Below are 18,632 nucleotides of genomic sequence, written 5' to 3'. Positions count from 1 at the left end.
AAGGCACAAACTTAAAGGAGTTTGCCATGCTCACGTCCATTCGCAGCCTTGCCGCTGCAACGATTCTCAGTTCGTCCGCCCTCATCGCAGCGCCCGCTTTGGCGTCCGACAACGGTGGAGCGATTGTCGATACATCGGTCGATGTGTCGTCGCTCGATTCTGTGTCGCTGAATGCCACTCCGGCTGCGACCGGCGCTATCGGCGCCATTTCTTTCGACAGCGATGCGTTGTCTTCCGTCGATACCGCTGCATCGCTTGAAACATCGGGTGCGGTTATCCGCACCAGCCAGCCGGTCGAAGACAGCAACAAGGCGGGCGAAACCGGCCTTACCGTATCGGGCAGCGTAACGCTGGTGACCGATTACCGCTTCCGCGGCGCATCGCTTTCGGCGGGCGATCCGGCGATTCAGGGCGGCATCACAGTCACCCACGACAGCGGCGTGTATGTCGGCACATGGGCTTCGTCACTTGCAGGCGGCGCGTCTTACGGCAATATGGAGCTCGATCTGATTGCCGGGTGGAGCGGCGATGTCTCCGATGGCGTCACGTTCGACATCGGCATGGTCTATTTCGTCTATCCGACCAACGACGGTGCTTTCGACCCGGTCGATTACTGGGAACCCTATGCCACCGTCAGCACCACGCTGGGGCCGGTCGAGGCAAGCCTGGGCATCAACTATGCCTGGAAGCAGGACTCGCTGGGCGGAAACGACAACCTCTATCTGCATGGCGAACTGGGCGTCGGCATTCCCAATACGCCCGTGTCGCTTTCGGCCCACCTCGGATACACCAGCGGGGCGCTCGCACCGGATTACACCGCCGGGCTCAGCACCGACAAGACAGCGTGGGACTGGTCCATCGGGGCGAGCATGACTGTACTCGACAAGCTGGAAATCGGTGTGTCGTACATCGGCGTCGAAGCACCCCAGGCGAAGGCGCTGGGTGTGGACGACGGTTTCACCGATGGCACGATTGTCGGCACGCTGGGCGTCAGCTTCTGATCCCGACTGACAGCGTTTAAGGGGGGAACGGGGGGCCATTGTGCCCCCCGTTTTTATTGATGCCTCATTCGCATGGGGCTTGTCTGGCAGGGGTGTTGGCTGCGATGGGGGCGGTGAAATGGAGGTATCCCCATGACAAAGTTCCTGCACACTATGATTCGTGTGACCGATCCGGATGCAACGATTGCGTTCTTCAATCTGATCGGTCTGGAAGAAGTCCGCCGCTTCGACGTCGAAGCCGCGCGCTTTACTCTGATCTTCCTTGCCGCGCCGGGGGAAGAGGGCGTTGCCGAGGTTGAGCTGACGTACAACTGGCCGCCCGAAGACGGTTCCGCCCCTGAAATGTATGATAACGGTCGCAATTTCGGCCATCTCGCTTACCGCGTCGATGACATCTATGCGACCTGTCAGCGGATCATGGATGCTGGGCATACGGTTCACCGTCCGCCGCGCGACGGGCATATGGCATTCGTGAAATCGCCCGACGGTATTTCAGTGGAGCTGTTGCAGGATGGCCATCTCCCTCCGCAAGAGCCTTGGGCAAGCATGGAAAACACCGGCACCTGGTAATCCGGGGGAGGCGGCTCGCGGGCGACTTTGGTCGCAAACGGGCCGCTTGCGCTGGCTTTAGCGCGGCGAATTTGCGAAGGGCGCGGCTATGGTAACCACGCTCGTCCTGATCTTCATTGTCGCCTACATATTCATCGCGCTGGAAGAACCCACCGGCGTCAACAAATCCGCGGCTGCTCTGATCGGGGCAGGTCTGTTGTGGACCGTTTACGCCCTTGCTTCGGCAAGCCCGGATGTCGTTGACGAGAACCTGTCCGAATCGCTGGTCAATACCGCGCAGATCGCGTTCTTCCTGCTGGGTGCGATGACAGTGGTCGAGGTGGTCGATGCCCATGATGGCTTCGCCGTCATCACATCCCGTATGCGAGCGCAGACAATGGCCACATTGGTGTGGTTCATCTCGTTCGTCACGTTCTTCCTTTCGGCCGCGCTCGATAACCTGACGACGACGATCGTGATCGTCTCGCTGGTCCGCAAGCTGCTGAAAGAGCGGGAGGACCGCCTGTTGGTGACCGGCATGGTGGTGATCGCCGCCAATGCAGGCGGTGCGTGGTCCCCGATTGGCGACGTGACCACCACGATGCTGTGGATCAACGGCGAAGTGACCACCGCTGCGATTACCAGCAAGCTGATCCTGCCGAGCCTTATCAACATGCTCGTCCCGCTGATGATCGTCAGTTACTGGCTGCGCGGGCGGAAGGTCGTCGCACCCGATCCCGTGACAGTGGGCGCCGGTGATGAACCGATTTACCAAACCCCTGCTCTCGAACGCAATGTGATGTTCGCGCTGGGGCTGGGCACATTGCTGGCGGTGCCGGTGTTCAAGGGGATTACCCATCTGCCGCCGTTCCTTGGCATCCTGTTCGGATTGGGGCTGGTGTGGGCGGTGGGCGATCTGATGCACCGCGACAAACCGTGGGAAGAACGGCAGCAGGTGACAATCGTCAACGCGCTGGCGCGGATCGACATGAGCGCCATTACCTTCTTCGTCGGTATTCTGCTGGCGGTGGCGACACTGGAGCATGCCGGGGTGCTGGCCAGTGTGGCTCAGTGGCTCGATACAGAGATCGGCAGGCTGGATGTGATCGTGATGGTGTTCGGCGCAGTTAGCGCCATCGTCGATAACGTGCCGATGGTGGCTGCGGCGATGGGTATGTACCCGATGGACCTTTACCCGCAGGACAGCTTCCTGTGGGAATTCATGGCCTATTGCGCTGGTACGGGTGGTTCGATTCTGATTATCGGTTCTGCTGCGGGTGTTGCCGCAATGGGCATCGAGAAGATCGATTTCCTGTGGTATCTCCGCAAGTTCAGCCCCCTGGCAATTCTTGGCTATCTTGCCGGGGCGAGCATCTATCTGCTGGAAACCGAGGCGCTGGTGAGAGTGGCCGGAGGCTGAACCGGCGATGGCATCGCCGGTGCCGTTTCCGGCTGAATAGGTGATGGCCGGATAGCCCGCCGCTCCTCGCTGCGGAGTGAGACATGGACCACATGTTACACTGTCCTGAGCGGAAAAAGTCAGGCCTTTGCATGAGTGCGTAAGCCGATCGTAGTTGGATGCAATTGCCCCGATATCATGTGCGCTGACCATGCCCCGTCATGCCAGTTGCCCGCCGTGTAGGACAGCAGGGCACTCAGGGCCCTGAGGTCAGGGGCGAGCACTCAGGGGCGAGCACTCAGGGGCGGGCCTCAGGGTGGAGGGAGAACCCGCCGAGGCGGTCAGTCTTTGCTCGCGCCCTCATTGGCATCGACCTGTGGCGCCAGACGCAGGAGGGTGTAACCAATTGCGACCGATATCAACGTGCCCGTCAGCACGCCCAGTTTCGCCTGCTCGAACAATTCGTTGTTGTTGGCGAATGCCATCGTGCCGATAAACAGGCTCATCGTGAAGCCGATCCCGCATAATGCGGCCACACCCCAGATGTGCATCCATGTTCCACCCGCCGGTGGCTTGGCAATGCCGAGCCACTTGGCGCCGAGTATCGCGCTAAGGATACCGGCCTGCTTGCCCAGAACCAGCCCGCCGGCAATGGCCAGCGGCAGCGGCGCGAAGAAGCCGTCCAGCCCAATTCCGCGCAGATCGACCCCGGCGTTCGCGAAACCGAACAGGGGAACCACGAGATAGGCGTTCCAAGGGGCCAGCCCATGTTCGGCCTTGACCAGCAGCGGGTTGCCTTTGCGATTACGCATCGGGATCATCAGTGCGGCAACAACCCCGGCGATGGTGGCGTGGACGCCGGAATTGAGCACACAGACCCACAGCACGATCGCTGCCAGCGCATATACCATCAGGTTATCGACCCGGCGCATGTTCATCACCGCCAGGATCGCCACGACAGCGACCGAAGCAATCAGCCACATGGTCTTGACCTGTGCGGTGTAGAACAAGGCGATGATGGCCACTGCGCCGATATCGTCGACAATCGCGACCGTGAGCAGGAACAGGCGCAGCGATTGCGGCACTCTGTTGCCCAGCAGGCCGACGATGCCCATCGCGAACGCGATATCCGTTGCCGCCGGGATGGCCCAGCCCCGCGCGAGAACGGGATCATCACCGGCGACGAGTATGTAAATCAGGGCCGGGATTGCCATGCCGGCTGCAGCGGCCAGCACGGGCAGGCGGCGGGCCATTGGATTCGACAGATCGCCTTCGACCAGCTCGCGCTTCACCTCCAGCCCGACGACGAAGAAGAACACCGCCATCAGACCGTCGTTGATCCACAGGTGCAAATTATCCAGCTTGGGCACCGGCGTGAATGGCAGCGTCGCATGGAACAGCGCGTGATAGGCATGGGCCAGCGGCGAATTGGCGATGATTATCGCGGCAATTGCCACCAAAATCAGCAGGATGCCTTCGCGAGCATCGGACACAAACAGGGCTTTCACCGGGGCAACGGTGATGGCCTTTACCGGGGCGACAACGGCGGCGAGCGGGCTGCGATGTTTGGACATGAATGCTGTCTTTGGAGAACTGTATCATTCGTTGCAAGCGGAAGCTTGCGCCTTTAGATGGATAAGTAATGATTCGCCTAAATGATAAATAAGAAATGTTTAATTCATTAATTTCTGTTGTATGCTTTTTTATATATGAATTATCAGTGTTGTCCATTATAATATTTGTTTTGGGTTTTATTGACGAACTCATAATAGATTTAATATGGTTTCGTCTTGTTATGAAGAGGCGAGGGCAATCCCGCGCAATAAGGGTATCCGATCGGTTCGATGAGAGTTTGTCGGGAAAGGCCGCAGTATTCGTTGCTGCATGGCGGGAAAGCCGGGTAATCGGGCCCACCTTGCGCCATATGACGCAACAATGGGGCCACGATGCACTGACTATTTATGTCGGATGTTACCCGAACGATCCGGCCACTATCGATGCAGTGATGCAGGTTGCAGCGTGTGATCCGCGTATCCGGCTGGTGATGACCGATCATACCGGGCCCACGACAAAGGCCGATTGCCTTAATCGCCTCTATCGTGCGCTGTGCGACGACGAACGGCGATCGGGCGTGTCGTTCCGCATGGTGGTGGTCCACGATGCCGAAGATATGGTGGATCGGGCCGCTATGGGCGTGTTCGATCGGGCGATGGATACATGCACGCTGGTGCAATTGCCGGTGATCCCCGCTGCACTGCCCGATTCACGCTGGATCGGTTCGCATTACTGCGAGGAATTTGCCGAAGCGCATACCAAGACGATGTTGGTGCGCGATGCGATCGGGGCAGGCATTCCAACGGCGGGGGTCGGCTGTGCCATCGCCCGGCCAATGCTGGGCAGGCTTTCTGCCCGGCGCGGAATGGATGGTCCGTTCGATGATGATAGCCTTACCGAAGACTATGCACTTGGCCTCGAAATTGCCGCTCTGGGCGGGCGTAGCCGGTTTTTGCGGTGCCGTACGCCGGATGGCCGACTGGTGGCGACACGTGCTGCCTTTCCCAGCTGTCTGGACATGGCCGTGCGCCAGAAGGCCCGCTGGATTCAGGGGATATCCTTCCAGTCGTGGGATCGGCTTGGTTGGGGCCGGACCATGCTGGATATGTGGATGCGGATGCGTGACCGGCGCGGGCCGCTGGCGGCGCTGGCGCTGGTACTGGCCTATCTGACAATCGTATGGAACGGAGTGGTGCTGGCTCTTGGGCTGGTGGGTGTGAACTGGCCGCCGGAAGCCACGTTGCCTTCTCCAGCGATGCGCGCGTTCCTCTGGCTGATGCTGTTCGGGGTGATCTGGCGGGCCATTTTCCGCTTCGGCTTCACTGCACATGAATATGGTCTGGCAGAAGGGGGGCGCGCATTGCTGCGTATCCCGGTGGCGAACATTATCGCCATTATGGCCGGGCGACGCGCTCTGTGGAGCTATCTGCGGACTTTACGCGGACATGCGCCGCGCTGGGACAAGACCAGCCATCGGGTTCACCCGGATATGCCCGATGCCAGGGCCACGGCATGACGGGATCGCGGCGCGTGCCGCAGCGACGCGGCAGGCCGATCGTCGCCTTTGCCGGGTTGCTGGCGGTGTGGATCTCCATTCGTCTTGTCGTGTGGAACTGGCCGACCGATGAAGCACATCTGCCCGCCGGATCGGTGCCATATGCCCAGCCGCCAATCCCCCGCGTGCCAGATGACATCCCCTTCGTGATGGTATCCCCGATTGGCAGTCCTGTCGGCAGCCCTGAGAGAATGGCGCCACCGAACAGGCGCGTGGCCATCGGATCGAAATGGCGGGCAACCACAAGACCGATGGCGGTGCGGGGGCGCATTGCGCCCGATACGCCCCCCGTCGCTGTCGGCACTGCACCGGCCTTATGTCCGGCCTGTTCTCCACATCGCCAGCAGCGCGCGGCGACTTTGCGGCAGCAGCAGCGTGTTTCACCAGCGGCCCGGACCTCTCATGCAACGCAGCCCGCGCACCGAGCGGCGCAAGTGCCGCTCTGGCGAATCGATAGCTGGGTTTTCTATCGCCCGACCGCGTCGTCGCGACGGTTCGCGTCCGGCGGCAACCGTCCGTCGACGTATGGAGGCAGCCAGGTCGGGATCGTGCTGCGCCGTGCGCTATCGCGCGACGACCATCGGCCATTTCTCTATACCCGGCTGACCGCCACCCCCGATCAGCCGCGCCAGAGCGAGCTGGCGATCGGCATCGGGGGGAAGCCGCTGCCCGACGTGCCCTTGCAGATACAGGCCGAAATGCGCGTATTCGATCAGGGCGGCCAAACCGAGGTACGCCCGGCTCTCGCCGTTGTTGCGGAATTGCCCGCGACACAACTTCCGCTCGGCGGAACGGCAACGGGCTATCTCCAGTCGGGCTACGTAGGGGGAGGGTACGCCACGGCGTTTATCGATGGCCATTTGCGGGCCGAACGCGAAGCGATCACTACATCCACTGCGCGCCTGTTCGTTGGGGGCGGTGTATCGGGCGGGGTGCAGCGCGGTGCGGGGCGGCTCGATATCGGTCCATCGGTGGCTGTGAACTGGGATACCGGGCCGGTTCCCTTGCGTCTGGCATTGGACTACCGTTTTAAACTGGCAGGTGACGCAGACCCGCCAGATGGCGTTGCCGTAACGCTTTCTGCGGGTTTCTGATCACACGGCACTTCCAACCGTCGCACCATGCGACTAGGGATTCGCTATGGACGTATACCTCCCGATCGCGAACCTGTCGGTCAACGGGCTGGTTATCGTCCTGCTCGGCGCGCTTACGGGCGTTCTGTCGGGCCTGTTCGGAGTGGGCGGCGGTTTCCTGACGACGCCGCTGATGATCTTCTACGGCATTCCCCCCACTGTCGCGGCCGCTTCCGCTACGACACAGGTGACCGGGGCCAGCGTTTCGGGGGTTATCGCGCATAGCCGCCGGGGCGGTGTCGATTACCAGATGGGCGGTGTCACCGTGGTTGGCGGTGTCCTTGGCACCGGGCTGGGGGCCTTGCTGTTCAACTTCCTCGAATCCGTTGGCCAGATCGATACTGCGATCAATATTCTCTATGTCGTCCTGCTGGGCACGATCGGCACGCTGATGGCCAAGGAATCATGGGGCGCAATCAAGGCCAACCGCTCTGGCGAAGGGCGTCCGCGCGCGGCCAAGCGGCGGCATCACCCACTGGTTGCCAGCTTGCCACTGCGCTGGCGGTTCTATCGCTCGGGTCTGTATATCTCGCCGCTGGCGCCGTTGCTGCTGGGCATGTTCGTCGGCATTCTGACGATGCTGATGGGGGTGGGCGGCGGCTTCATCCTCGTGCCGGCGATGCTCTACATTCTGGGGATGAGCGCGGGTGTTGTGGTCGGCACCAGCCTGTTCAACGTCATGTTCGTGACGATGGTATCGACCATGATGCACGCGTTGACGACGAAGGCGGTCGATATCGTACTTGCCGCCCTGCTGTTGCTTGGTTCGGTGTCGGGCGCTCAACTCGGCTCGATGCTGGCGCAGAAGGCCAAGCCTGAATCGCTGCGTTTCATCCTCGCCGCCATCGTGCTGCTGATCGCCTTGCGAATGCTCTATGGTCTGAGCGTGCGACCGGATGAGATATTCACGGTGATCCCGCTGTGATCCGCATCGGCTTCCTGTTCGCGGCATTGCTGATGCTGACTGCGGCACGCGAACCGATACTGGTGCCGGAAGTGAGCCAGCACGAAATTCAGGTGCAGCAGGGGTTCACCGGCACCAATCTGCTGCTGTTCGGCGCAGTGCTCGACCCGGCAGGGACACGGGCGGCACGGGGATACGATATCGTCGTGGTGCTCAAGGGGCCGACCGAAGCGGTGCGTATTCGCGAGAAGAGCCGGATCGGCGGCATCTGGGTCAACGCCGACAGCACCGATTTCCGCTCTGCCCCGTCGTTCTTCGCGGTCGCTGCCTCCCGCCCGGTGAAGGATATCGTCGATGATCGTACCGCAGCGATTTACGAGCTTGGTAACGATTACATCCAGCTATCCCCATCGGGTACGATCAACCCGGAAGAGCAGGTTCGCTTCACCAGCGGTCTGGTCGATCTGAAGCGTCGTAAGGGTCTCTACAAGGAAGACATGCACGGTGTGAAGCTGAGCGGAGGGGTGCTGTATCAGGCGCGCATCGCGCTGCCTTCCAGCGTGCAAACCGGGACATATACCGCAGAAACCTTTGCTATTTCCGATGGTCGTGTCGTCTCGTCCGCTATCGCGAAAGTCGATGTGCGGAAAGTGGGCTTCGAACGGTTTATCGAGGTGTTCGCCCAGATATGGTCGTTCTGGTACGGGCTGCTGGCGGTTGCTCTCTCCACCGCGATGGGCTGGATCGCAGGCCGGTTGTTCGCGATGGGCTGATGCCGCCTCAGCGGCAGCCTGACCGGCGTTGACCGCATCTTAACCCTGTCTCCTCTAGATACGCGTCGGGGGAACCAATTGGGGACAGGTTCGAGAATGACCGACATGAGTGCACCGGGGCTTCGCGAACAGGCGGCCTCTACCGATCATCTTCTGGGCGATGGCGAAGACAATGCCTCGCAGCCGATTGGCGTTTTGCTGGACGTTGCGGGGGCCGGGTCGCAGATCGCGCTCGATCTCCAGCGTTTGAACGAATGCATGAAGGATGAAGATCCTTCGGTGGCATTGGCCGGACAAGTCGGCAATCAGGTCAAGATTCGGGTCGGCAATGCATGGCTGCTCGCCAGCGTTCGCAATCAGAAGCAGGATCGGCGGCAGAACGGCGGGATCATCGCCGATGTCGATTTTCTGGGCGAAGGGCTGGAAGAGAAGCTGACGGGGCGGATTCACGCATTCCGCCGCGGCGTTACCCGCTACCCGATATCGGGTGCATACGTCTATCCGACAACGACTGCCGACTTGCGCCAGATTTACGCGTCGGACGGTCGCACTTCGATCCCGATCGGCACTGTTTATCCCACCCGCGATATCCGCGCCGGGCTGTATGTCGATGCCATGCTGGGCAAGCATTTCGCGCTGCTCGGTTCGACCGGCACCGGCAAATCGACCAGCGCCGCGCTGATTTTGCACCGTATTTGCGAAGCGGCGCCGGAAGGGCATATCGTAATGGTGGACCCTCACGGCGAATATGCCGCTGCGTTCAGAAACAACGGGATGGTTCTCGACGTCAGCAACCTGCAGATGCCGTACTGGCTGATGAACTTCGAAGAGCACTGCGAAGTTCTGCTGACCCGCACGGGCAATGACCGGCAGGTCGATGCCGATATTCTCGCCAAATGCCTGCTGCGCGCCCGGTCGAAGAACCGGCTGGCGGAAAGCATGGGCAAGATCACGGTCGACAGCCCGATCCCCTATCTCCTCTCGGACCTCTCGAACGAGATCCAGAACGAGATGGGCAAGCTCGACAAATCGACCAACACCGCACCCTATATGCGGCTGAAGACCAAGCTCGACGAGCTGAAGGCCGATCCGCGTTACCAGTTCATGTTCTCCGGCATGCTGGTGGGCGATACGATGGCCGATTTCCTGTGCCGCATCTTCCGTATGCCGGGCGACGGCAGGCCGATTTCGATCATCGACGTGTCGGGCGTTCCGTCCGACATCACCAGCACTGTGGTTGCGGTGTTGAGCCGTCTGGTGTTCGACTTTGCCATCTGGGGCCGGGATGAGAAGACGCGCCCGATCCTGCTGGTTTGCGAAGAGGCCCACCGATACGTGCCGAGCGAGAAACATGCCGACGATTCCAGTGTCGGCCGCATTCTCAGCCGCATTGCCAAGGAAGGGCGCAAATACGGCATCAGCCTGGGCCTTATCACGCAGCGGCCAAGCGACCTTGCCGAAGGGGTGCTGTCGCAGTGCGGCACGATCATCGCGATGCGCCTGAACAACGAGCGCGACCAGTCGTTCGTGAAGGCGGCGATGCCCGAAGGGGCGCGCGGTTTTCTCGATTCGATCCCGGCGCTGCGGAACCGCGAATGCATTGTGTGCGGCGAAGGTGTGGCGATCCCAGTTCGCGTGTCGTTCGACAATCTGGAAGAGGCCAAGCGCCCCGCGTCGGAAGACCCCAGTTTCGTCGATCTGTGGCGCCAGTCCGGCGGCGAGGAGGAGCGGGTTCACCGTATCGTCCAGCGCTGGCGTTCGCAGGGCGGCTAGGCTCAGGACCCATCACTGGCGCCGTTGAGGCGTCCAAATGGCGAACATATCGCGCCAAACAGCCTGCCGGGAAGGCTATATGCCTTTCCAAGGGCGGTTTGGCCTGAGATGGAAGCCATCTGGACATCCCGCAGGGATTTGACCAAAATGGCCCATCGCTGCGTCGAAAGGTCTTGAAATATTGACATATTCCTGCGCCCTTTCTCCTTGCGCTGAGCCATTTTGCTTCAAACCTCAATGGCACCAGTGATGGGTCCTGAGCCTAAGCCGCGCAGCCGTCAGATGTCGGGGACAAAGCGCCCCACCGGTTCGCCATCGGCCTGCACTTCTTCGGCTGCTTCCTGCGGGCTGATCGCGCGGGCTTTGCTGCGCCAGCCGGGGCGGGTGTAGGCGAGTGCGGCCAGCAGCACCGTCACCAGCGATCCGACCGGGAAGGCGATCCAGATCGCATCCTGCCCCAGCGTGGGCCGCATGATCTCGATAAAGCCCAGCCGCACCGGGAACATCGCCAGACCAAGGATCACCAGCGGCGTCCATACCACGCCGCCTGCGCGCATCGTGCCGAACAGCACGATCGTTACTCCGAACAGGATGAAGCTCCAGCTGGCGAGGAACTGGATATGGCGGGCCAGCGGCACCGCAGGGCTATCCGGCCCGAGGAACAGCACAAGTGCGGCCCGGTCGAACTGCAGCAGCAGCGCAGTCAGCACCCCGGTCAGCACCAGATTGGTGACGATCCCCGCGCGGCTGATCTGATCCAGCCGCACTTCTGTCAGCCCTGCGCCAATGGCTTGCGCTGCCATCGCGCTGGCTGCGGCGCTGATCGCCATCGCGGGCATCTGGAGATAAGTCCACAATTGCAGCGACGCGCCATAGGCAGCTGTGGCGATCAGCCCTTCGCGGTTGACCAGCCCGACCATGACAATGCCTGCCGATGAGATGAGCAGCATCTGCGCCCCCATCGGCACCCCTTTGGTGACGATATAGCCAAGCTCTTCCCGGCGCGGGATGAGATACACCAGCTCTGCCCCGCGCAGCCGCAGCGGCAGGTCTTTCGCATATAGCCATGCGATAAGCGCGAACAGCGAGACGTAGCCGGCAATTGCCGTTGCCGTGGCGGAACCGGCAATGCCCATCGCCGGGATCGGACCGACCCCTGCGATCAGCAGCGGGTTGAGTGCGATGTCGAGCACTACCGACAGGCCCATGAACAGGAACGGCGTTTTCGCATCGCCCGCTCCGCGCAGGCCCATTGCGATCATCACCGACAGCATCCCGCCGGGGATCGCAACGAAGATGATCCTGAGATACGTCAGCGTCAGATCGTAGGCATCGCCCGGTGTGCCGAGCAGATCGAGCAGAGCAGGTGCCAAAATCCAGCCGAGCACTGCGACCATCAGCGCCAGTGCAAGACACAGCCCGACTGCCGTGCCGAACGTGCGCCGTGCGGCATCGACTTGCCGCGCGCCGAACGCCTGCCCCATCTTGACCGTAGCAGCCATGCCCAGCCCGAAGATCGCGGCAAAGGCAAGGAACATCACGATATTGGCATTGGCGGTTGCCGCCAGCGCGGCATTGCCGATCAGCCGCCCGACCCAGATCGAATTGACTGTCCCGTTCAGCGATTGCAGCAGGTTGGCCGCCAGCGTCGGCAAGCTGAACGCGATCAGCGTTTTCAGCACCGGCCCGCTGGTCAGATCGCGCGGACCGCCTTTGCGCGGCGGAGTGGATTGCACCGTGTCGGTCATGTGCCGCGGGTATCCCCATAGAGGTGGATGTGGAGCCGGTCGCTGATGCGATATCCGTGTTGCAGGCACAAAGCCGCGAGCCAGCGTTCGCGTTCCCGCAAAGTGGCGCTGTCGGTCCCTTCCGGCATCAGGAACACGCGGGCGGGTGGGATATGGTATGCGCGGACCAGCGCTGTCGCTTCGTCCACATCGTCGGGCGTGGCGATCACGAACTTGAAGAACGCGCGCGGTTCGCCTGCCCAGTGGTGCAGCCGTTCGGGCACCAGCGCCAGATCGGCGGGATTGCCGCTGTGCGCCAGCTTGGGGCTGACGTTGTACTGATCGACATGGATATCGAGCCGTGCGGGCGGGGCGACTGTGCCGTTGGTTTCGATCTCGACCCGGTGATCGGGCAGCAAGCCGGCCAGTTCGGCCAGCGCGCCCGCCTGCAACAGCGGTTCTCCCCCGGTGATGACGAGGCGGCGCGGGGCCAGCGCGGCGATCCGTTCGGCCACATCTGCCACCTCCAGCGATAACTGGTTGGCTTTGCGGTCGAAATCGACAGCATCGCGGTGCGGGCGATTGTCGCCTGCGAACCGCCAGGTGTAGGCGGTGTCGCACCACTGGCAGGCGAGGTTGCAGCGGCTCAGCCGCACGAAAGTGCTCGGCTGCCCCATGCTTGGCCCTTCGCCCTGCAGCGAAGCGAATATCTCCGCTTCGCCCGGTGCCTGTGTCGCCAGTACCAGCTTCATCGTTCAGCCTTTGCAGGGTGAGGCTGAACGAGTGTTACACATGTTACACTGTCCTGAAGAAGAAAAACCTGCCCCGGGCCGTATGGTGCGGATGGTCCCGGTCCATTGTGGCGATAGCGGCGGGCGAAGGTGGTCATCCCCGCCCCATCGCACAGCGCGCGGGATTAGGAAAATGGTTTGCGGATGTGGGAGGAAGCAAGGGTGCGGGGTGGCGTGTTCTGCTTGGAGGCGCAGTGCCCTCAGGCTGGCGCCCGTTCAGTACTCCACCCGTTACACACCAACCCACCCTTCGTCATTGCGAGCGTAGCGAAGCAATCGATTGCGGGAAGGTTTCGCCCATCGCAGCGGTTGTGGCGGGGGCGAGGGCAGGCGATGGATTGCCACGTCGCTGCGCTCCTCGCAATGACGAGGGGCGCGCAACAGTATTGGCCAGCCACCGGCAGTGCGGCCCCCTACCCCCGAACCAAACCCACTCCGTGCCTTCGTGTGACAAACTATCGCCCGACGCCCCCACCCATCGCAACTGTCGTGGCGGGGGCTGAACAGTTACCCCAGTCGGGCCAGCGCTGCCTTCAGCCGTTCCGCCTCTGCCGAATGGGCGGCGTGGTCGGCGCGGGCTTTCTCCACCGCTTCGGGCTTGGCGCGTTCGACAAAGTTGGGGTTGGACAGCCGCCCTTCGAGCGACTTCGCCTCTTTCTCCGAAGTGGCCAGCGCCTTTTCCAGCCGGGCCTTTTCCGCGGTGATATCGACCACGCCTTCCAGCGGGATCACAAACACGTCGTCACCCGCGGTCACTTGCATCGCGGCCCCGGCAGGTGCTTCGCCCACGTGCAGCGGAGTCAGGCGAGCGAGGCGTTCGATCGCTGCCGCGCTGCGTTCGATCGTGCGCGTCGCCACGTCGGAGGGATTGGCGACCCATGCTTCCAGCTTGGCCCCCGGCGCGATGCCGAGTTCGTTCTTCGCTGCGCGGGTGGCGGTGGTCAGGTCGATTACCCAGTCGATGGCCGCCTTTGCCGCCGGATCGACACTGGCGCGCGGATCGGGCCATTTGGCGACGATCAGATCGTAAGCGCGTTCGCCCTGTGCGTGCCACAGTTCCTCGGTGATGAACGGCATGAACGGGTGCAGCATCACCAGAATCTGATCGAGTACCCACCCGGCCACGGCGCGGGTTTCGGTGGCGGCGGGGGAATCCTCCTCCGCGCCCAGCACCGGCTTGATAAGCTCCAGATACCAGTCGCAGAACCGGTCCCATACAAAGTGATAGACGGTGTTCGCCGCCGCATCGAAGCGCAGATCGGCCATTGCCGCATCCAGCTTCTCAAGGCATTCGGTGACTTCGCCGATGATCCATGTGTTGACGGCGAGGCGGCTTTCGGGCGCGGCCAGCGTGTCGCTCGCACCGATGCCGTTGGACTGGCAATAACGGGTCGCGTTCCACAGCTTCGTCGCGAAGTTGCGGTATCCCTCGACCCGGCTCTTATCCATCTTGATGTCGCGGCCCTGGCTTTCCATCGCCGCCATGAAGAACCGCAGCGCATCGGCGCCGTATTCATCGATCAGGCCCAGCGGATCGACCACGTTGCCTTTCGATTTCGACATCTTGCTGCCGTCGTCCGCCCGGACGAGGCCGTGGAGGTACAGCCGCTTCCACGGCACTTCGCCCATGAATTCGATGCCCTGCATCGCCATGCGCGCATCCCAGAAGAACAGGATGTCGAAGCCGGAAATCAGCAGATCGTTGGGGTAGTGCTTCCTGAGCAGCTCGGTGTCGTCGGGCCAGCCCAGCGTGGCGAACGGCCACAATGCAGAGGAGAACCATGTGTCGAGGACGTCGTCGTCTCTAACTAGCTCTGTTTTCAACATCCTATCGAGGGACGGGCCATCGCGGAGATAATCCTCGGTTCCATTGAAAACCAAGAATTCGCCAATCTCCTTATTGTAATAATCGCTTGCCTGCCGAAGCAGATCTTCTTCACTTGTTGCCACAAATGGTACTGGCCGAACTGCGTGTTCGTCAGGTTCCTCGCCATTTCTAGCCGGGCCATACCACACAGGGATCTGATGCCCCCACCACAACTGGCGGCTGACACACCACGGCTGGATATTCTCCATCCAGTTGAAGAACGTTTTTTCCCAGCTTTTGGGGACGATTTCGATCTTGCCGTCGCGCACTGCCTGCATCGGCGGGCCGGCCAGCTTTTCGGCATCGACATACCACTGATCGGTCAGCCAGGGTTCGATCACTACCCCGCCGCGATCCCCGAACGGGGTCTGGATCGTGCGCGGTTCGGCATCGTGTTCGACTGCGTTGCCTTCCTTGTCGGTGGTGACATGCGGGATCAGGCAGCCGAGTTCCTTCATCCGCGCGACGACCAGTTCGCGCGCGCCATCCTCGCCATCGCGGCGGAAGCGATGCAGGCCGATGAACTCGGCGGGCACCAACCCGTCTGCCGTCTGGCAAACGTTGGCTTCGGCATCGAGCATGTTGAGCATGTCCGCCGCAGCGAAACCGGCGCGGCGGCCTACTTCGAAGTCGTTGAAATCGTGGCCGGGTGTGATCTTGACGCAGCCCGATCCCAGCTCAGGATCGGCGTGTTCGTCTGCCACCACGGGGATACGTCGGCCAGTGATCGGCAGGACGATGTCCTTGCCGACGACGCTGGCGAAACGTTCGTCCGCCGGGTTCACCGCCACGGCCATATCGGCCAGCATGGTTTCGGGGCGCGTGGTCGCGACTTCCAGATAATCCTTGCCATCGGCGGTGGTGACGCCATCGGCCAGCGGATATTTGAAGTGCCAGAAGCTGCCTTTGACTTCGCGCGTTTCGACTTCGAGGTCGGAAATCGCGGTCTTCAGTTTCGGATCCCAGTTCACCAGCCGCTTGTCGCGATAAATCAGGCCCTTGGCATGAAGATCGACGAACACCTTGATCACCGCCCTGGTGAAATGCGGGTCCATCGTGAACTGTTCGCGGCTCCAGTCCATCGAACAGCCGAGGCGGCGGAGCTGGCCAGTGATCTGGCCGCCGCTTTCCTCTTTCCATTCCCACACTTTGTCCACGAACTGTTCGCGGGTGTAATTGGTGCGCTTGTCCTGCCGCGCCTCCAGCTGGCGTTCGACCACCATTTGTGTGGCGATTCCGGCATGATCGACACCCACGACCCACAGGGCATCTTTACCGCGCAAACGCTCGTACCGGATCACAATGTCCTGAAGAGTGTTATCGAGGGCATGGCCTATGTGAAGCGAGCCCGTAACGTTCGGCGGTGGGTTGACGATTGTGAAAGGTTGCGCGTCGGGGCGCTCGGGCCGGAAGGCGCCCGTGCTTTCCCAGTGCTGGTACCACCGTGCCTCAATCGGGGCCGGGTCGAATGTCTTGGCGAGCTCGCTGGTCATGATGCCGGGCGCTTTGCCAGCGCTGCGCGCGAGGCGCAACGCCCATGTGCAAGCGAAATCCCGCGCTTGTCGTCGGGACGATTTACCCGCATAGGCAACAGGGCATGAGCGAAGGGGCAGAATTTTCCATCGAGGATACCGGCGGGGGCCAGCGGCTGGTGCTGCGCGGGCCCTACCTGATATCCACTGTCGGCGCGGTCGATAGCGACTTGCGCGCACTGACCGGGCCGTTTGCCGAAATCGATATTTCCGAAGTTACGGAAATCGATACGGTGGGCGCGTGGATCGCGTGCACTCTGGCGCGCGAGACCGGGGCAGCGGTTACCGGGGCAAGCGATCGGGCAAAACGGTTGCTGGGCGCTGTCGGGGATATCGACGACGATATCGATGTGTCGCCCCAACGCCTGCCATTCGCACAGCGTGTGTTCGGCGGGGTGGGCGATCAGGTTTTCGCGATGGGTCGCGGTGGGCTCTATGCGCTGGGCTTCTTCGGCGCCTTCATCGCTTCCATTTTCAGTCTGATACGCCATCCGCGCCGCTTCCGCATGACAGCGCTTGTCCGTCAGTTCGAACTGGTGGGCGTGGCTGCGCTGGGCATCATCGGCTTGATGAGTTTTCTGATCGGGATCGTCATCGCGCAACAGGGTGCCGTTCAGCTCGCTCAGTTTGGCGCGGAAATGCTGACTGTGAATCTGGTTGGCCGCATCACTATGCGCGAACTGGGTGTGTTGATGACCGCGATTATGGTTGCGGGCCGCTCCGGCTCTGCCTTCGCTGCACAACTCGGTACGATGAAGCTGACCGAAGAAATCGATGCGATGCGGACAATCGGGATTTCCCCGATGGAAGCGCTGGTCGTGCCGCGCGTGCTGGCGGTGACATTCATGATGGTGCTGCTTGGTTTCTATGCTTCGGTCATGGCGATCATTGGCGGGGCGACGGTCTCAGGTTTCTCGCTGGGCATTCCATTTGGAACATTTCTTTTGCGAATCAAAGAAGTGGTTCCGCTGACCGATTTCTATGTCGGGATGATAAAGGCGCCGGTATTCGGCCTGATCGTCGGCCTGACCGGCTGTTATCAGGGGATGCAGGTGCAGGGTAATTCCGAAGATGTCGGCCTGCGGACGACGAAGGCGGTGGTGCTCGGTATCTTCTCTGTCATCGTGCTCGATGCGTTTTTCGCGGTGTTCTTCACGTCGATCGGGTGGGACTGATGACTGAGGCCGACGCCATCGACACCCAGGACGAACAGCCGGACAATAGCCAGCAGACGGGCAGCGAGCAGCGCTATACCGGCGAATACCCTATCGTGGTGGAAGGCCTGACCAACCGGTTTGGCGATCAGGTGGTCCACGAGGATTTGTCGCTCAAGGTGCGGCGCGGCGAAATCCTCGGCGTGGTCGGCGGTTCGGGCACCGGCAAATCGGTGCTGATGCGCTCGATTATCGGCCTTCAAGTGCCGCAGGAAGGGCATATAGAGGTCTTCGGACGCTCGATCACCGATGCCGATCCGGACGAGACGCTGGGCGTGCGTAACCGGTGGGGCGTGTTGTTTCAGGGCGGGGCCCTGTTTTCCACTTTGACAGTGGGCGAGAACGTGCAGGTGCCGCTTAAGCAGTTCTACCCAGAAATAGGGCCCGAGCTGCTCGACGAAATCGCCCGGTTCAAGGTCGTGCTGACGGGGCTGTCCGCGGAAGCGGCGGCGAAGTATCCATCCGAACTGTCCGGCGGTATGAAGAAGCGCGCCGGGCTCGCCCGAGCGCTGGCGCTCGACCCCGAACTGCTGTTTCTGGATGAACCGACGGCGGGGCTCGATCCGATCGGCGCGGCGGCGTTCGACCGGTTGACACGCGAACTGGCCGATACGCTGGGGCTGACGGTGTTCCTGATTACCCACGATCTCGATACGCTATACGAAATCTGCGACCGGGTAGCGGTGCTGGCGGACAAGAAAGTGATCGCTATCGGCACGATCCCCGAATTGCTGGAAAGCGACCATCCGTGGATCGACGAATATTTCAACGGCCCGCGCGGCCGGGCGGCGAAAGACAGCCACCAGCGCGCCAGGGCCGATAGCAAAGCGATAGACAGCGCCCCGGACAAGGGGGCATAG

The 18,632-nt window shown here is 61.7% G+C and carries 14 protein-coding genes; 10 read left to right on the top strand and 4 right to left on the bottom strand.

The genetic code is table 11. The features are described from left to right. The first annotated feature begins 26 nt into the window (after nucleotides 1-26). The 3 genes from CV013_RS01550 (at nucleotide 27) to nhaD (ending at nucleotide 2,970) form a co-directional block, all read left to right on the top strand. Nucleotides 27-1,001: a TorF family putative porin gene (locus CV013_RS01550; protein WP_102153499.1), complete on the top strand. Its 975-nt coding sequence runs from the start codon at nucleotides 27-29 to the stop codon at nucleotides 999-1,001. A gap of 132 nt (nucleotides 1,002-1,133) precedes the next feature. Beyond that, entirely contained in the window at nucleotides 1,134-1,571 is a 438-nt protein-coding gene (locus CV013_RS01545; RefSeq protein ID WP_102153498.1) for a VOC family protein, read from the top strand. An 88-nt stretch (nucleotides 1,572-1,659) separates the two neighbouring features. Beyond that, nucleotides 1,660-2,970, top strand: a complete 1,311-nt coding sequence (nhaD, locus tag CV013_RS01540) for a sodium:proton antiporter NhaD (protein ID WP_102153497.1) — start codon at nucleotides 1,660-1,662, stop codon at nucleotides 2,968-2,970. A 320-nt stretch (nucleotides 2,971-3,290) separates the two neighbouring features. Here nhaD and nhaA read toward each other — a convergent pair whose 3' ends face one another. Beyond that, nucleotides 3,291-4,523, bottom strand: a complete 1,233-nt coding sequence (gene nhaA / locus CV013_RS01535) for a Na+/H+ antiporter NhaA (protein ID WP_102153496.1) — start codon at nucleotides 4,521-4,523, stop codon at nucleotides 3,291-3,293. Between the two features lie 95 nt (nucleotides 4,524-4,618). Between nhaA and CV013_RS01530 the strand changes: the two genes are divergently transcribed. The 5 genes from CV013_RS01530 (at nucleotide 4,619) to CV013_RS01510 (ending at nucleotide 10,641) form a co-directional block, all read left to right on the top strand. Next, nucleotides 4,619-6,019 (top strand): glycosyl transferase family protein, encoded by a 1,401-nt coding sequence (locus CV013_RS01530; RefSeq protein ID WP_102153495.1) that lies wholly within the window; start codon nucleotides 4,619-4,621, stop codon nucleotides 6,017-6,019. Continuing rightward, nucleotides 6,016-7,152, top strand: coding sequence for a YML083C domain-containing protein (locus CV013_RS01525; protein ID WP_102153494.1), 1,137 nt, complete (start codon nucleotides 6,016-6,018; stop codon nucleotides 7,150-7,152). Before CV013_RS01530 ends, CV013_RS01525 begins: the two co-directional genes overlap by 4 nt. A 46-nt stretch (nucleotides 7,153-7,198) precedes the next feature. Further along, on the top strand, nucleotides 7,199-8,116 hold the full coding sequence (locus CV013_RS01520) for a sulfite exporter TauE/SafE family protein (RefSeq protein WP_102153493.1): 918 nt from the start codon (nucleotides 7,199-7,201) through the stop codon (nucleotides 8,114-8,116). A 32-nt stretch (nucleotides 8,117-8,148) separates the two neighbouring features. Next, a complete protein-coding gene (locus CV013_RS01515) occupies nucleotides 8,149-8,868 on the top strand; it encodes a TIGR02186 family protein (protein ID WP_102153564.1) in 720 nt (239 codons plus the stop codon). Nucleotides 8,869-8,964: 96 nt separating this feature from the next. Beyond that, on the top strand, nucleotides 8,965-10,641 hold the full coding sequence (locus CV013_RS01510) for an ATP-binding protein (RefSeq protein ID WP_102153492.1): 1,677 nt from the start codon (nucleotides 8,965-8,967) through the stop codon (nucleotides 10,639-10,641). Between the two features lie 278 nt (nucleotides 10,642-10,919). On the opposite strand, the gene CV013_RS01500 is transcribed toward CV013_RS01510, so the two are convergent. From CV013_RS01500 to CV013_RS01490, 3 genes are all read right to left on the bottom strand, one after another. Then, complete coding sequence (locus CV013_RS01500) at nucleotides 10,920-12,389, bottom strand: MATE family efflux transporter (RefSeq protein WP_102153491.1); 1,470 nt, start codon at nucleotides 12,387-12,389, stop codon at nucleotides 10,920-10,922. Beyond that, the gene (locus tag CV013_RS01495; protein ID WP_102153490.1) at nucleotides 12,386-13,120 is read right to left on the bottom strand and encodes a 7-carboxy-7-deazaguanine synthase QueE; all 735 of its coding nucleotides are present in this window, start codon (nucleotides 13,118-13,120) and stop codon (nucleotides 12,386-12,388) included. Before CV013_RS01495 ends, CV013_RS01500 begins: the two co-directional genes overlap by 4 nt. Before the next feature lie 546 nt (nucleotides 13,121-13,666). After that, nucleotides 13,667-16,519 carry a valine--tRNA ligase gene (locus tag CV013_RS01490; RefSeq protein ID WP_102153563.1) on the bottom strand — a complete coding sequence of 951 codons (2,853 nt, stop codon included), beginning with the start codon at nucleotides 16,517-16,519 and terminating at the stop codon, nucleotides 13,667-13,669. 104 nt (nucleotides 16,520-16,623) lie between these two features. On the opposite strand from CV013_RS01490, the gene CV013_RS01485 reads away from it, so the two are divergent. After that, nucleotides 16,624-17,733, top strand: a complete 1,110-nt coding sequence (locus tag CV013_RS01485) for an MlaE family ABC transporter permease (RefSeq protein ID WP_102153489.1) — start codon at nucleotides 16,624-16,626, stop codon at nucleotides 17,731-17,733. Beyond that, nucleotides 17,733-18,632 (top strand): ABC transporter ATP-binding protein, encoded by a 900-nt coding sequence (locus tag CV013_RS01480; RefSeq protein WP_102153488.1) that lies wholly within the window; start codon nucleotides 17,733-17,735, stop codon nucleotides 18,630-18,632. The genes CV013_RS01485 and CV013_RS01480 overlap by 1 nt, the downstream gene beginning before the upstream one ends.

Source organism: Tsuneonella flava (genome assembly GCF_002870965.1).
Lineage (GTDB): Bacteria > Pseudomonadota > Alphaproteobacteria > Sphingomonadales > Sphingomonadaceae > Tsuneonella > Tsuneonella flava.
Note: the sequence above shows the minus strand (reverse complement) of the source record. Positions and strands in the feature narration are given on the sequence as shown.